The sequence below is a fragment of the Hoyosella levis genome, from assembly GCF_026008515.1.
In the GTDB taxonomy this organism is placed as follows: domain Bacteria; phylum Actinomycetota; class Actinomycetes; order Mycobacteriales; family Mycobacteriaceae; genus Lolliginicoccus; species Lolliginicoccus levis.
This window is the reverse complement of sequence record NZ_BQYM01000004.1, coordinates 1-13,014: the sequence shown is the minus strand read 5'-3', so window position 1 is coordinate 13,014 and position 13,014 is coordinate 1. Positions and strand designations below refer to the sequence as shown.

The following is a 13,014-nucleotide window of genomic DNA, read 5'->3' as shown; positions in this document are numbered from 1 at the left end:
GATGTGGTTCCCAGGGGTGGTTGTTGGGGGCTAGCTGGTGGAGCTGGCGGTGAGTGGCCAGCGGGCGCGCGCGGTGGAGCCCGGCAGGGCGGGGTTGGTCCAGTTGGGTGTCGTGTCCGGCAGGTGCAGCTCGAAGCAGTACTGCCTCGCCGCCCCCGGTGCTGCCGTCGCTGCGGCGAGAGTGATCGCTTCGGGTGCGGATCCGGTACCGAGCGTCGCGCGCGTGCTGTTGTCGCCAACCACGTAGTCCGCGGCCGGGCTGAAGGCGCTCGCGTCACAGGTTGATGTCTCGACGACGCGGTAGCGAAGGGCATTGAACAAGCCAACGGATCCTTCGCTGGAGGCCCCACCGAGGGTGGCGAGCGCGCCAAGCGAACCGGCCTCGGTGCGCACGCTCAGTGGCGCATAGCGCGTGCCGCCCGGGCGGATCGCTGCGGCGGAAACAGTGAACGCAAGGTTGTTCTCATCCTGGTACCAGGTAGCACCGCTGTCGGTGCTGGCCTCGATGCCGAAGGATCCGACGCCAAAGGTTCCCGTGGTGAAAGTCGCATCGCTCCACGACGCCAGGGTGAGCGCGGACCCAGTGCCAAGGACGATGCCTGCTGCGGCGAGGACGCGGCCGCGCCGCAGCAGGGTATCGCGTGATGCCATGGATCAGCTGACGGGCTCGGAGTAGAACTCCCACAGCACCGTGGCGGTCGAGTTGGGGGGCACGCTGGTCATGTCGACGCCATCGGGGAGGGTGACCGCGAAGCACAGGTCAAGGACGGTGGAGTCACGCAGCAGCGTGAAAGCGGGGCTTCCGGGGACGGTGCCCGCGCCGGTGTCGAGGGTGACGGGGGTGGCGTCCGACCCCACGAGCGGGTTGCCCGCCGAGAGGTCGCCGCCCTGGCAACTGGCCACGGGGACATCGGTGTAGACGGTGTAGCGGAGCTCGTCGGCGAGGACGCTGGCGGCCCAGGTGCCACCGCGCAGCTCCACATCAGCGTCGTAGCTATTGCGGGTGGGATCGACGCGCAGCGAGACGGGCGCATGGACGGTATCGCCAGGAGCGAGGTTCTCAGCGATCAGCGGCAGCTGGAGGATGCCCGGTGCCAGTTCGTCGTCGTACTCGAGGAAGCCTGCTCCGTCATGCACATCGCCCTGGATGTTGAAGTCGCCGACCGCGAAGTCGCCCTGGACGAATACCGAGTCGTTCCAGGCGGCGAGGGTGACGGTGGCGCCGACGCCGAGGACGACGCCGCCGGCGAGGATGGCGCGGATCTTGCGCTTGCGGTCCGCAGCGCGGGCGGGGGAGGGCGTAGTGGATGCCATGTGTTGTCTTTCTGGTGCGGGAGGCACACGTGTGATGTGTGTTGTTCGAGTGTCCTACTGTGAGGTATCACACGGTTCGTCCTATTCGTTACACAATGTGGAGAAATATTCGAGATTCGTTGTCACGAAGATCTCGCTCCTCGCGTTTCAGCACCAGGGCCGCTCGGCCGTACCCTGTGAGGCATGGCCTCCGCACCATCCACCGCGTCGCCACCGAGCGCCGATGACGATCAGCAATCTCCGGTAACCGAAACTCCGCGCGCTGGTCTCGTCACGGTGGCGGTCGGTGCCCTCGGGATCGCCGCCCTCGTCGCGATCGCGCTCGCCGGCCTCTCCACGACAGAGGCGCTCGCCCAGCTCGGTCTGCCCGACCCAGGCGTCGTCACCCGCTACGGCCTGCCCGCGATGCAGGCGATCGCGATAGTCGCTGGAGTCGCGGCCGTTGGTGCCGCGCTGCATGCAGCATTCCTTGCGGCGCCGCAATCCAACGGACTGGTCGACGTGGATGGATATCGCTCACTGCGTATTGCTTCCGGCGCTGCAACGGTGCAAGCCGTGTGCGCGTTCGCCCTGGTGCCGCTCGTCCTGTCCGATACCACGGGGCAACCACTGCGAGTGGCGTTGCAGCCCGGCAATCTGTGGCCCAGCATTCCGCTCGTGGAAGCCGCGCTCGCGTGGTCGTGGACAGGGGTCATCGCGTCGGCTGTCGCGCTCGGTGCCCGGATCGTGCTGCGCTGGGGCTGGGCCCCGGTGGTCTTCGCGGGCTCGGTGCTGGCCCTCATGCCGCTCGTCGTCACGGGCCACTCATCATCTGGCGGAAGCCATGACATCGCCACCAACAGTTTCTTCTGGCACGTCGTCGGATCCGCTGTGTGGCTCGGTGGCCTGTTCGCGCTTCTCGTCCATGCATGGTTCAAGGGCGCGCATCTCGATGTGGCGGTGCGCCGCTATTCCTGGATCGCGGGCATCGCGTTCGTTGCGGTGGGCGTGTCCGGGGTCGTCAACGCGCTCGTCCGCGTCGCGCCCGAAGACCTGTTCGCCACCACCTACGGTTGGCTCGTCGTGGCCAAGGCGATCATGCTGAGCATCCTCGGAGCCTTCGGACTCGTGCAGCGCCGCCGCGTCGTCGAACGCATCGCCACCGATCCGCGAGCCCGTCGCCCTTTCATCGGTCTCGCCTCGATCGAGGTACTGCTGCTCGCCGCTACTTTCGGACTAGGAGTCGGCCTCAGTCGCACGCCGCCGCCCCCGCCGAGCAGCATCCCCACCTTCCAGGAGGTCGCGCTCGGGTACCAGCTCGAGCAGGGGCCATCACTGTGGGTGTTCCTCACCGAGTGGCGCTTCGACCTGATCTTCGGAACCGCGGCCATCGTTCTCGCCACCCTCTATATCGTGGGTGTGCGACGACTCTCCGCGCGCGGGGATGCCTGGCCGCTCGGCCGCTCCGTCGCGTGGCTCTCTGGCTGCGCTGCGCTGTTGCTTGCTACCTCCTCCGGCATGGGCAAGTACACGCATGCGATGTTCAGCGTGCACATGAGTTCCCACATGATCCTGTCCATGCTCGTGCCCATCCTCCTTGCGCTTGGTGGCCCGGTGACGCTCGCGCTGCGCGCCTTGCCTCCTGCCGGACGAGGAGGGGTGCCCGGCCCGCGCGAATGGATCGTCGCCGGCGTGCACAGCCCCGTTTCTCGAGCGCTCACGCAGCCGGTCGTCGCGGCGGTCCTGTTTGTCTCCAGCTTCTACATCCTGTACTTCGGCGGCATCTTCGGCGCGGCTGTGGACAGCCACACCGCGCATGTGCTGATGAACGTGCATTTTCTCCTCACCGGCTACCTCTTCTACTGGGTCATCATTGGCGTCGACCCTTCCCCGCATCCCATGCAGCCCTTCAGCAAGCTGGCTCTGCTGTGGGCGACCCTGCCGTTCCACGCGTTCTTTGGCATCGCGCTGATGAACATGGATACCGTGATGGGGCAAGAGTTCTACCAGCAGCTCGCCCTGCCGTGGGTGCCTGACCTGCTCGATGACCAGGCCATTGGCGGAAGCATCGCCTGGGGTACCGGGGAGATCCCCATCGTGATCGTCATGCTCGCCCTTCTCGTGCAATGGTCCTCAAGCGACCGCCGGGTAGCGCGCCGCATCGATCGCGCGGCGGACAAGGACGACGATGCCGACCTCGCCGCCTACAACGCCATGCTGGCCGAGCTCGCCAAGCGGGAGCGCTAGACCGGCTGGGCTTGCCCGGCGGGGCGTGCTGCTGCGGGCAGCGTCGCCGTCCGGCGCTGATCCGCCCAGCCTCGGGCCGCAGCCGTCGTTGCTGTGGCGATCCGCCGTCACCGCTGGAAATGCATTCTGCCTCCCAGTAGCTCGCGACCCCCAGTTATCCACAGCGGCCCTGCTTATCCACAGATCCGCCATGGCAGTGGATCAGCCACGCCGAACCCGCGACGCTAGTGCTGCCGGCTGACCGCCAGCGGGCAGCAACTCACTCCGGGAGCACCCATGTACGAATGCAGCACCACAGTCATCGGAACCGTCATCACCCCAGTAGCGCCGCGCACGGTGAACTCGCGCGGTGACCGGGTCGCCGGATTCACTGTCGTCTCCACCTCACGCGTCTACGACCGGGCCAGCAACGAATGGCGCGACGGCACCAAGCTGTTCGTGCGTGTCAACTGCTGGAACCGATCCGCCACCAACGTGGCCGCGGCCGTCGAGAAGGGTGACCCGGTGATCGTGCAAGGCGACCTCTACACCAGTACCTATACCGACAAGGAAGGCGTCGAGCGCTCTGCGCTGGAGATGCGCGCCCGTGCCATCGGCATCGATCTCGCCCGCCACGCGCCTACTGCTGATGGCGAGGCGCCAGAGGCAGGAAACGCAGTGGAGGCAAGCGACGAGACCAGCTTCCCCGCTCCAGATCCGTCCGCGGAGCAGGATCAGGTGGGCGCCGCCGGGGAGGATTCTGCTGATCGGGACAGTGCCAGCGAGTTGGCTGCGGCGTAGGGTCGAGCACCAGAGTCGCGCGGTGTGAGCCGGGGAGCTATCTGCGCTAACCTTCAACGCGAGGGTTTCCACCCCTGGTGGCCACCGCGCGATGCGGCTCGCCCGCCGGAACCCGGCAGCATCACGTCTGCCGCATGCCGACGGCTGCGCGCGCATCCTTAAACGCAAATAAGTCGAAGTCGAGAGGTAACTGTGGCTGAGTTCATCTACACCATGCAGCGCGTGCGGAAGGCGCACGGTGAAAAGGTCATCCTGGATGACGTCACCCTGGCGTTCCTGCCCGGAGCAAAAATTGGTGTCGTCGGCCCCAACGGTGCCGGCAAGTCCAGTGTCCTCAAGATCATGGCGGGGCTCGACCATCCCAGCAACGGCGACGCTTTCATCGCTCCAGGAAAGACCGTGGGGATCCTCCAGCAGGAGCCCCCGCTCAATGAGGAGAAGACCGTTCGGGAGAACGTCGAGGAGGGCCTCGGCGAGCTGAAGGTCAAGCTCGATCGGTTCAACGAGATCGCTGAGCTCATGGCCACCGACTACTCCGATGAGCTGATGGAGGAGATGGGCAAGCTCCAGGAAGAGCTCGACCATGCCGACGCGTGGGATATCGAGTCGCAGCTCGAGCAGGCCATGGATGCACTACGCTGCCCGCCTCCGGAGGAGCCCGTCACCCAGCTGTCCGGCGGCGAGCGCCGCCGCGTCGCCTTGTGCAAGCTGCTGCTCAGCAAGCCCGACCTGCTGCTCCTTGATGAGCCCACCAACCACCTTGATGCCGAGAGCGTGCTGTGGCTCGAGCAGCATCTCGCGAGCTACGCCGGTGCAGTCCTCGCCGTGACACACGACCGGTACTTCCTCGACCACGTCGCCGAGTGGATCCTCGAGCTCGAGCGCGGCAAGGCGCACGGCTACGAGGGCAACTACTCCACCTATCTGGAGAAGAAGGCAGAGCGGCTCGAGGTTCAGGGCAAGAAGGACCAGAAGCTGCAGAAGCGGCTCAAGGACGAGCTGGCGTGGGTCCGCTCGGGAGCGAAGGCTCGCCAGGCCAAGAGCAAGTCCAGGCTCCAGCGCTACGAGGAGATGGCTGCCGAGGCCGAGAAGTCACGCAAGCTCGATATGGAGGAGATCCAGATCCCGGCCGGTCCCCGGCTCGGCAGCGTGGTCGTCGAGGTGAAGAACCTCGATAAGGGCTACGGCGACCGCATGCTCATCAAGGATCTCTCCTTCACGTTGCCGCGCAACGGCATCGTCGGTGTCATCGGGCCCAACGGCGTCGGCAAGACCACTTTGTTCAAGACGATCGTCGGTCTCGAGGAAGCCGACTCAGGCGTCGTCAAGATCGGTGAGACGGTCAAGCTGAGCTATGTCGACCAGCACCGCGGCGGCATCGACCCCAAGAAGACCGTATGGCAGATCGTCTCCGAGGGGCTTGACTTCATCCACGTCGGCAATACCGAGATGCCCTCGCGCGCCTACGTCAGCGCGTTCGGGTTCAAGGGGCCCGACCAGCAGAAGCCCGCCGGCGTGCTGTCCGGTGGCGAGCGCAACCGCCTCAATCTCGCGCTCACTCTCAAGCAGGGTGGCAACTTGATCCTGCTCGACGAGCCGACCAACGACCTGGACGTCGAGACGCTCAGCTCACTGGAGAATGCGCTCGAGCATTTCCCCGGCTGCGCCGTCGTCATCTCCCATGATCGCTGGTTCCTCGATCGCACTTGCACTCACATCCTCGCCTGGGAAGGGGATGACACCAACGACGCCAAGTGGTTCTGGTTCGAGGGCAACTTCGAGGCATACGAGGCGAACAAGATCGAGCGCATGGGGCCCGAAGCGGCCCGCCCCCATCGCGTCACCCACCGCAAGCTCACGAGGGACTAGAAAAATGGCAGAAGCGAACGGGCCCTACTCCACCACTGTCGAGATCCGGTGGGGCGACTCCGACATGCTTGGTCACGTCAATAACACCAAGTTCATCGAGTACGCACAGGAAGCGCGCGTCCGCTTCATCAGCGAGGAGTTCTCGGAGGGCTTTGGCCCTGACCGGGCCGTCGTCATCCGGCGCCTCGAAGCAGACTTCGAGCGGCCTCTGTTCACCGAATCGGGGCCGCTCGCGGTCGAGCTCGCTGTCCTCGCGATCGGCCGCAGCTCGTTCACAATTCGCCACACAATGTTCGACAACCAGGGCAATCGCGCCGGATCTGTCGACGCGGTCCTCGTCGCCTTCGACGGTACGACCAACTCTTCCCGGCCTCTAGCCGACACCGAACGTGCAGCACTGACCAAGTACCACGACGCCTAGCCGCGAAATGTTCACCCCCCGGTGAACTTTGCGCAAGTGTGCCCATAACTCGGTCACGCCTAATAGCCTCGTGGCAGATGGTGCTGCGTCAGGAGGCAAAAGCAATGAGTGATTCCCGCGTACACGCCACGGCGAACACTGCTCTCGATACCGATCCGGAGAGAGGAACACAGCCAGTGGAACCGGATGCTAGCGCGGATGGCGACCTCACCCGGCTCTACCGCACCTATTACCGCCAGGACGCGATCCCCGCGACTGCGGCGGATGCTGCTCGGCACAAGCCCAGTGACACCGCCGGCGCGCACCAGCAAAGAGCGTACGACCTGCTCGCCAAGCACCGCGACCTCGCCGCACGCCGCGCCCCTGGCGCACCAGCAGTAGCTATCTGGGCCGAGAGCAACGGCCAACCCAACGGTGGTGCATCAACCCGGTCAGTGCTGCAGATCGTCACCGACGATGTGCCCTACCTCGTCGAATCCGTCACCGCGCTGCTCGGCGGAGTGGGTATCAGCGTCGAGCAGATCGTGCATCCCGTGCTTATCGTGCGGCGCGACAACGATGGCAACCTCCTCGAGGTCCTCACTGACCGCACCACCTTCACCAAGCCCGACGACGCCATCGCTGAATCCTGGATGCACCTGCAGCTTTCCGGGACGCAACGCCAAGTCCTCGACCAGATCGCGCAACGCATCCGCGAGCTCCTGAGCGACGTCCGCCAGGTGGTATCTGACACCCCGACGATGCGCAGCACCCTCTCCGACATTGCCACCGAGCTTGAATCAGGTCGCGGAATCGGTCCCGCGCCCAGTTCCGAGGCCAATGAGTCCGCCGGGTTGCTCCGGTGGCTCGCGGCGGGCAACTTCCGCGTCCTTGGCTACCGCCGATACGAGACCGGCTCGGCGGACGGCCAGCAACTCTCCATGGTCCCCGGCAGCGGGCTTGGTGTACTGCGTTCGCCGGAGATGACGGATCTCCGCTTCCGCCTCTACTCCGATGAGTCAGAGGCCCAGCGCATCCTGGTGTTCGCGCAGGGCCAGGCCCCTGCGATGTCGCTGCGCGTTGTGTACCCCTTCTTCGTGTGCGTGCGCATCTTCGGCGAGGACGGCTCCATCACCGGAGAGCACCGCTTCCTCGGCATCTTCACCGTCACCGGGCTCCACGAGAACGTCCTCGACGTGCCCGTGCTCGCCTCGCGCGTGCACGAGGTGCTGCGCAAGGCCGGGCATTCCCTTGACTCCTTCACTGGTCAGTCGATGCTCGAGATCATCCAGTCCTACCCCCGAACCGAGCTTTTCACCGTCGACGTAGACACGCTGCACCGGACGGTCACCGAGGTCGTCGCGATCGGTCTGAGCCGCGAGCTACGACTGTTCCTCCGTGCGGACCCCAACGGCCGGTTCGTTTCCGCGCTCGTCTACATGCCCCGCGACCGCTACCGCACCGGTGTACGCCACGCCATGCAGGACATCCTTCGCGCCGAGTTCACCGGTTCCAGCGTCGACTACACCGCCCGGGTCACCGAATCCGTGGTGGCCCAGGTGCATTTCACCATTCGTATTCCCGACGGGTGGAGCGCCAGCACTGCTCCCGATGTCTCCGAGGCCGCTCGAGAGCGACTCCAGCAGACGCTCAGCGAGGCCACCCGGAGCTGGGAGGATCACCTCGCCGATGAAGTCGCCCATCGCGAGCCCACAGCCCCCACCACCCAGGCAAACCGGTTCGCGGGAGCGTTCCCCCAGGCCTACAAGGAAGACTTCGCCCCGGCGCGGGCGCTCGCTGACCTCCGCCGCATCGACGCGCTCGGCGAGGGCGACATCGACCTCGCCCTCTACCGCAAGCGCGATGCCGAGCCGGGCCGATGGCAGCTCTCCCTGTACCTCACCGGTGACGGGGTGTCTCTCAGCCGCATCCTGCCCGTGCTGCAGTCCATGGGCGTGGAGGTTCTCGACGAACGTCCCTACCACCTCGACCGCATCGATGGCGAGCCCAGCTGGATCTACGACTTCAGCCTCCTCGTCAACCCCGAGACGCGGCAGAGCGCATCCGTGATGGAGCTTGCCCAGACGCTGCCCACGATGCCCGTCGGCACCATCAACGAGCCCCACGTCGGCGGCGACCTCGAGAAGCGCTTCACCGACGCGTTCATCGCTATCTGGAACGGCCTCGCCGAGGCCGACCGGTTCAACGAACTGATCCTGCGCGCGGGGCTCGACTGGCGGCAAGCCTCGATGCTGCGCGCCTACGCCCGGTACCTGCGGCAGATCACCTTTCCGTACAGCCAGGCGCACATCGAAGAGGTCTTGCTCGAGAACGCCCCCACCGCGGCCGTGCTCGTCGAGTTGTTCGAGGCCACGTTCGACCCGGTCAACCATTCCAAGTCGCGGGCAGAAGAACTCAGCAAGGACGTCAACGCCCGGCTCGACAAGGTCGTCAGCCTCGACGCCGATCGCATCCTGCGCGCCTACCTGCGCCTCATGCAGGCGACCCTGCGCACCAACTACTTCGTGGGTGCCCGGCCCGACATAGACACCATGGTGCCCAAGCACCGCTACCGCGAGGTCCTGTCCTTCAAGTTCGACCCGCGCAACGTCCCCGAGATCCCCAAGCCCCGCCCGCGCTTCGAGATCTTTGTCTACGCCCCGCACATCGAGGGCGTGCACCTGCGCTTCGGCGAGGTCGCCCGCGGTGGACTGCGCTGGTCCGATCGTCGCGAGGACTTCCGCACCGAGGTCCTCGGCCTCGCCAAGGCCCAGGCCGTCAAGAATGCTGTCATCGTGCCCGTCGGCGCCAAGGGCGGATTCGTGGTGAAGAAGCCACCCGTGCCCACCGGTGACCCCACTGCCGACCGTGAGGCCATCCGCGCTGAGGGCATCCGCTGCTACCGGCTATTCATCTCCGGCCTCCTCGACATCACGGACAACCTCGACCAGGTCACCGAAGCCACCCTCTCGCCCAGCGACGTGGTGCGCCGCGACAAGGACGACTCGTACCTCGTTGTCGCCGCGGACAAGGGCACGGCCACGTTCTCTGACATCGCCAACGAGGTAGCCGGCATCTACAACTTCTGGCTCGGCGACGCCTTCGCCTCCGGTGGCTCGGCTGGGTATGACCACAAGGTCATGGGCATCACCGCCCGCGGCGCCTGGGAATCCGTCAAGCGGCACTTCCGCGAGATCGGTGTCGACACCCAAGCGCAGGATTTCACTGTCGTGGGCATCGGCGACATGAGCGGCGATGTGTTCGGCAACGGCATGCTGCTCAGCGAGCACATCCGTCTCATCGCGGCCTTCGACCACCGGCATATCTTCATCGATCCGACCCCCGACGCCGCCACCTCGTACGAGGAGAGGCGCCGCATGTTCGACCTGCCACGGTCCTCCTGGGAGGACTACAACACCGACCTCATCAGCGAAGGCGGCGGGGTCTGGCCACGTAGCGTGAAGTCCATCCCCGTCAGCGAGCAGGTGCGCGCCGCTCTTGGCCTGCCCGCGCACCAGTCCTCAATGTCGCCTCCCGAACTGATGAAGGCGATCCTCCTCGCGCCGGCCGACCTGCTCTGGAACGGTGGCATCGGCACCTATATCAAGTCGTCCGCGGAGACGCACGCCGACGTCGGTGACAAGGCCAACGACAACATCCGCGTCAACGGAGCGGATCTGCGCGTGAAGGCTGTCGGCGAGGGCGGCAACCTCGGGCTCACCCAGAAGGGCCGCATCGAGTTCTCTCGCCACGGCGGCATGGTCAACTCCGATGCCCTCGACAACTCCGCCGGAGTCGACTGCTCCGACCATGAGGTCAATATCAAGATTCTTCTCGAATCATTGATCAGTACCGGAGCCCTCGAGCCCGAGGACCGCAACGAGTTGCTTGCCTCCATGACAGAGGAGGTCGCCGAGCTCGTGCTGCACGACAACCGCATGCAGAACGAGCTCATGGGCACCAGCCGTGCCAACGCCGCGCAACTGCTGAGCGTGCATTCCCGGCAGATCGCCGACCTCGCCGCCAACCGCGGACTCGACCGCGAGATCGAGGCACTGCCTAGCGAAGAGGCCATCAGCGAGCGGATGAAGAACAACGAGGGGCTCTCCTCGCCAGAGCTCTCGACCCTCCTCGCTCACGTCAAGCTCGCCATCAAGGACGACCTGATGGAAAGCGACCTTCCCGACAATGAAGTGTTTGCCACGCGGCTGCCCGAATACTTCCCGACGCCGCTGAGGGACAACCACTACCAGGCCATCCGCAAGCACCCCCTGAGCCGGCAGATCGTCACCACCATGCTCGCCAACCAGGCGATCGACAATGGCGGCATCACCTATACCTTCCGCCTCCTCGAAGACGCCGGCGCTACCACCACCGACTCGATCCGTGCCTTCGCTGCCGTCACCGAGATCTTCGGGCTCCGCGAGCTCTGGGACGAGATCCGCCAGGCCGACATGCCCACCCAGGCCTCGGACCAGCTCATGCTCGGTACGCGGCGGTTGCTCGACCGGGCCTCGCGCTGGTTGCTCGCCAACCGTCCCCAGCCCATCGCCGTGGGCGCCGAGATCAACCGGTTCGCCATCAGCGTGCGCGAGCTCGGACCCAAGGTCCCCGAATGGCTGCACGGCAATGACGCCAAGTTCCTCAAGGTGCGTGTCGACGAAGCCGTCGGGATCGGTGCTCCCCGGGACCTCGCCACCCGCGTCTACGCCCTTCTCCACGAGTACTGCCTGCTCGACATCGTCGAGGTCGCCGACCTCGCGGAACGTGAACTCGGCGAGGTCGCCGAGCTGTACTACACCCTCACCGCGCACCTGGGCATCGACACCCTTCACGGGGCCGTCTCCAGGCTCGCCCGCGGCGACCGCTGGCACGCTCTCGCCCGCCTTGCCCTCCGCGACGACCTGTATGGTTCTACCCGAGCGCTCTGCCTCGACGTCCTCGACTACGGGGAGCCGGACGAGAGCGCCGAGGAGAAGATCGACGAATGGGAACTGTCCAACGCATCCCGTCTCGAGCGGGCGCGGTCGGCACTCACCCAGATCGCGAACTCCGGCGCCCTCGATCTCGCTACCCTCTCGGTCGCGGCACGGCAGATACGCAGCATGGTCTATTCACGCAGCCTGAGATCGGAGGCCGGAAGGTGACATCCGCGGGGGAGCCCCACGCCACGCCAGAGCCACGTGACACAGGCACCCCCGCTATGGGCAGCGTCTACCGGGCCTCCGTGCCCGTCCGCTGGTCCGACATGGACGTCTTCCAGCACATCAATCACGCCCGCATGGTCACCCTCCTTGAGGAAGCTCGCATACCCTGGCTGCTCACCCCCGACCGGCCTACCGCTGCTCTCGGGGCAGGAGCCGTCGTCGTCGACATGCACGTCCGCTACCGAGGGCAGCTCCGCCACAGCGACGGGCCCCTCACCGTCGAGATGTGGGTTGCGCGACTCCGCAGCGCGGACTGGACCATCGGCTATGCGGTGCGGGCCCGCGACGCCAGCACGGACGCCCCACCGGCCGTCACCGCTGAGATCCAGCTCGCGGCCTTCGATATCGACACCCAGCGCTTGCGGCGCCTAACGCAACTAGAGCGCGACTACCTGCAACGATACGTGCGGAGCTAACCACACAAACCATGACTGGCCAGCGACAGATCCTCATCGGCAGCCCCTCCGCGACCGCCGATCTCGGCACCTTCCTCACCCGCGCCCTGCGCCTCGACGACGCTGCGGTGGTGCGCATCACCAATCGTGGGCCCAAGCACTTCACCATCTGGTCCCGTACTGGTTTCGATGTGCTCGCCGCGCGCACTATCCCTGGTCGTGCGACTCCCGCTGATCTTGTGGCGGCTGCCGAGCATCTCCTGCATAACCTCCGCGGCGCGAACGGACTCACCGTGGACCCCGGCTACAGCCTCGACTCCGCCTGGCAGGGCGCGGTCCCGCCTCACCAGGGATTCACCCATATCGACGACATTCCTGCCAGCCGCATCATCGCCCTTGCCGAGCAGGGCCAAGCAGTGGCTCGCGAGCATGGCAGCAACCAAGGCCCGCCGGTGTCCCTGCTCGATCAGGAAGTCATCACTGTCACCGACGGCGCGGAGGCTACCGCGGCCGTCACCATGCGCAGCGTGTTCGCGCTCGCTGGGATGGGGTTCGTGCCCCGCGAGCCCGGCGAGGACGAGCGCGTCCGGGTGCGCCACCATGCCGCCTGGACCCGCATCGACGCCCGGTACGGCAGCATCTACGCCCGCCGCGCCTCGATGCCGCTCTTCACCCAGTAGCGCTGACCGACTAGGAGCCGGAGCCGACCTGCCCCGCGAGTGTGCAAGAAACGACAGGCTGGAGCAGGCGGTTTCAGGGAGCCATCGCAACACCTGCGATCAGTCCTGCCAGCTTGTCACAGGGCTTGCTCCAGCCCAGGGTC

Annotated in this window: 9 protein-coding genes; 7 read left to right on the top strand and 2 right to left on the bottom strand. The window is 66.0% G+C overall.

The window, feature by feature from the left end:
- Positions 1-30: 30 nt before the first annotated feature.
- Positions 31-651 carry a hypothetical protein gene (locus QC765_RS05370; RefSeq protein WP_278313413.1) on the bottom strand — a complete coding sequence of 207 codons (621 nt, stop codon included), beginning with the start codon at positions 649-651 and terminating at the stop codon, positions 31-33.
- A 3-nt stretch (positions 652-654) separates the two neighbouring features.
- Positions 655-1,314, bottom strand: coding sequence for a SipW-dependent-type signal peptide-containing protein (locus tag QC765_RS05365; RefSeq protein ID WP_278313412.1), 660 nt, complete (start codon positions 1,312-1,314; stop codon positions 655-657).
- A gap of 183 nt (positions 1,315-1,497) precedes the next feature.
- Here QC765_RS05365 and QC765_RS05360 point away from each other — a divergent pair, with 183 nt between their 5' ends.
- From QC765_RS05360 to QC765_RS05330, 7 genes are all read left to right on the top strand, one after another.
- The gene (locus tag QC765_RS05360) at positions 1,498-3,540 is read left to right on the top strand and encodes a bifunctional copper resistance protein CopD/cytochrome c oxidase assembly protein (RefSeq protein WP_278313411.1); all 2,043 of its coding nucleotides are present in this window, start codon (positions 1,498-1,500) and stop codon (positions 3,538-3,540) included.
- Positions 3,541-3,816: 276 nt separating this feature from the next.
- The gene (locus tag QC765_RS05355) at positions 3,817-4,320 is read left to right on the top strand and encodes a single-stranded DNA-binding protein (RefSeq protein ID WP_278313410.1); all 504 of its coding nucleotides are present in this window, start codon (positions 3,817-3,819) and stop codon (positions 4,318-4,320) included.
- A gap of 192 nt (positions 4,321-4,512) precedes the next feature.
- The gene (ettA, locus tag QC765_RS05350) at positions 4,513-6,189 is read left to right on the top strand and encodes an energy-dependent translational throttle protein EttA (protein ID WP_278313409.1); all 1,677 of its coding nucleotides are present in this window, start codon (positions 4,513-4,515) and stop codon (positions 6,187-6,189) included.
- A gap of 4 nt (positions 6,190-6,193) precedes the next feature.
- Positions 6,194-6,610, top strand: coding sequence for an acyl-CoA thioesterase (locus QC765_RS05345; RefSeq protein WP_278313408.1), 417 nt, complete (start codon positions 6,194-6,196; stop codon positions 6,608-6,610).
- Positions 6,611-6,714: 104 nt separating this feature from the next.
- The gene (locus tag QC765_RS05340; protein WP_278313407.1) at positions 6,715-11,736 is read left to right on the top strand and encodes an NAD-glutamate dehydrogenase; all 5,022 of its coding nucleotides are present in this window, start codon (positions 6,715-6,717) and stop codon (positions 11,734-11,736) included.
- A gap of 56 nt (positions 11,737-11,792) precedes the next feature.
- The gene (locus QC765_RS05335) at positions 11,793-12,212 is read left to right on the top strand and encodes an acyl-CoA thioesterase (RefSeq protein WP_278313406.1); all 420 of its coding nucleotides are present in this window, start codon (positions 11,793-11,795) and stop codon (positions 12,210-12,212) included.
- An 11-nt stretch (positions 12,213-12,223) separates the two neighbouring features.
- Positions 12,224-12,871 carry a DUF8185 domain-containing protein gene (locus QC765_RS05330; protein ID WP_278313405.1) on the top strand — a complete coding sequence of 216 codons (648 nt, stop codon included), beginning with the start codon at positions 12,224-12,226 and terminating at the stop codon, positions 12,869-12,871.
- The last annotated feature ends 143 nt before the right edge of the window (positions 12,872-13,014 follow it).

What these genes read in the sequence shown, in the direction of transcription:
- QC765_RS05370 (WP_278313413.1), bottom strand. Translation starts at nt 651, where the DNA reads ATGGCATCACGCGATACCCTGCTGCGGCGCGGCCGCGTCCTCGCCGCA.
- QC765_RS05365 (WP_278313412.1), bottom strand. Translation starts at nt 1,314, where the DNA reads ATGGCATCCACTACGCCCTCCCCCGCCCGCGCTGCGGACCGCAAGCGC.
- QC765_RS05360 (WP_278313411.1), top strand. Translation starts at nt 1,498, where the DNA reads ATGGCCTCCGCACCATCCACCGCGTCGCCACCGAGCGCCGATGACGAT.
- QC765_RS05355 (WP_278313410.1), top strand. Translation starts at nt 3,817, where the DNA reads ATGTACGAATGCAGCACCACAGTCATCGGAACCGTCATCACCCCAGTA.
- QC765_RS05345 (WP_278313408.1), top strand. Translation starts at nt 6,194, where the DNA reads ATGGCAGAAGCGAACGGGCCCTACTCCACCACTGTCGAGATCCGGTGG.
- QC765_RS05340 (WP_278313407.1), top strand. Translation starts at nt 6,715, where the DNA reads ATGAGTGATTCCCGCGTACACGCCACGGCGAACACTGCTCTCGATACC.
- QC765_RS05335 (WP_278313406.1), top strand. Translation starts at nt 11,793, where the DNA reads ATGGGCAGCGTCTACCGGGCCTCCGTGCCCGTCCGCTGGTCCGACATG.
- QC765_RS05330 (WP_278313405.1), top strand. Translation starts at nt 12,224, where the DNA reads ATGACTGGCCAGCGACAGATCCTCATCGGCAGCCCCTCCGCGACCGCC.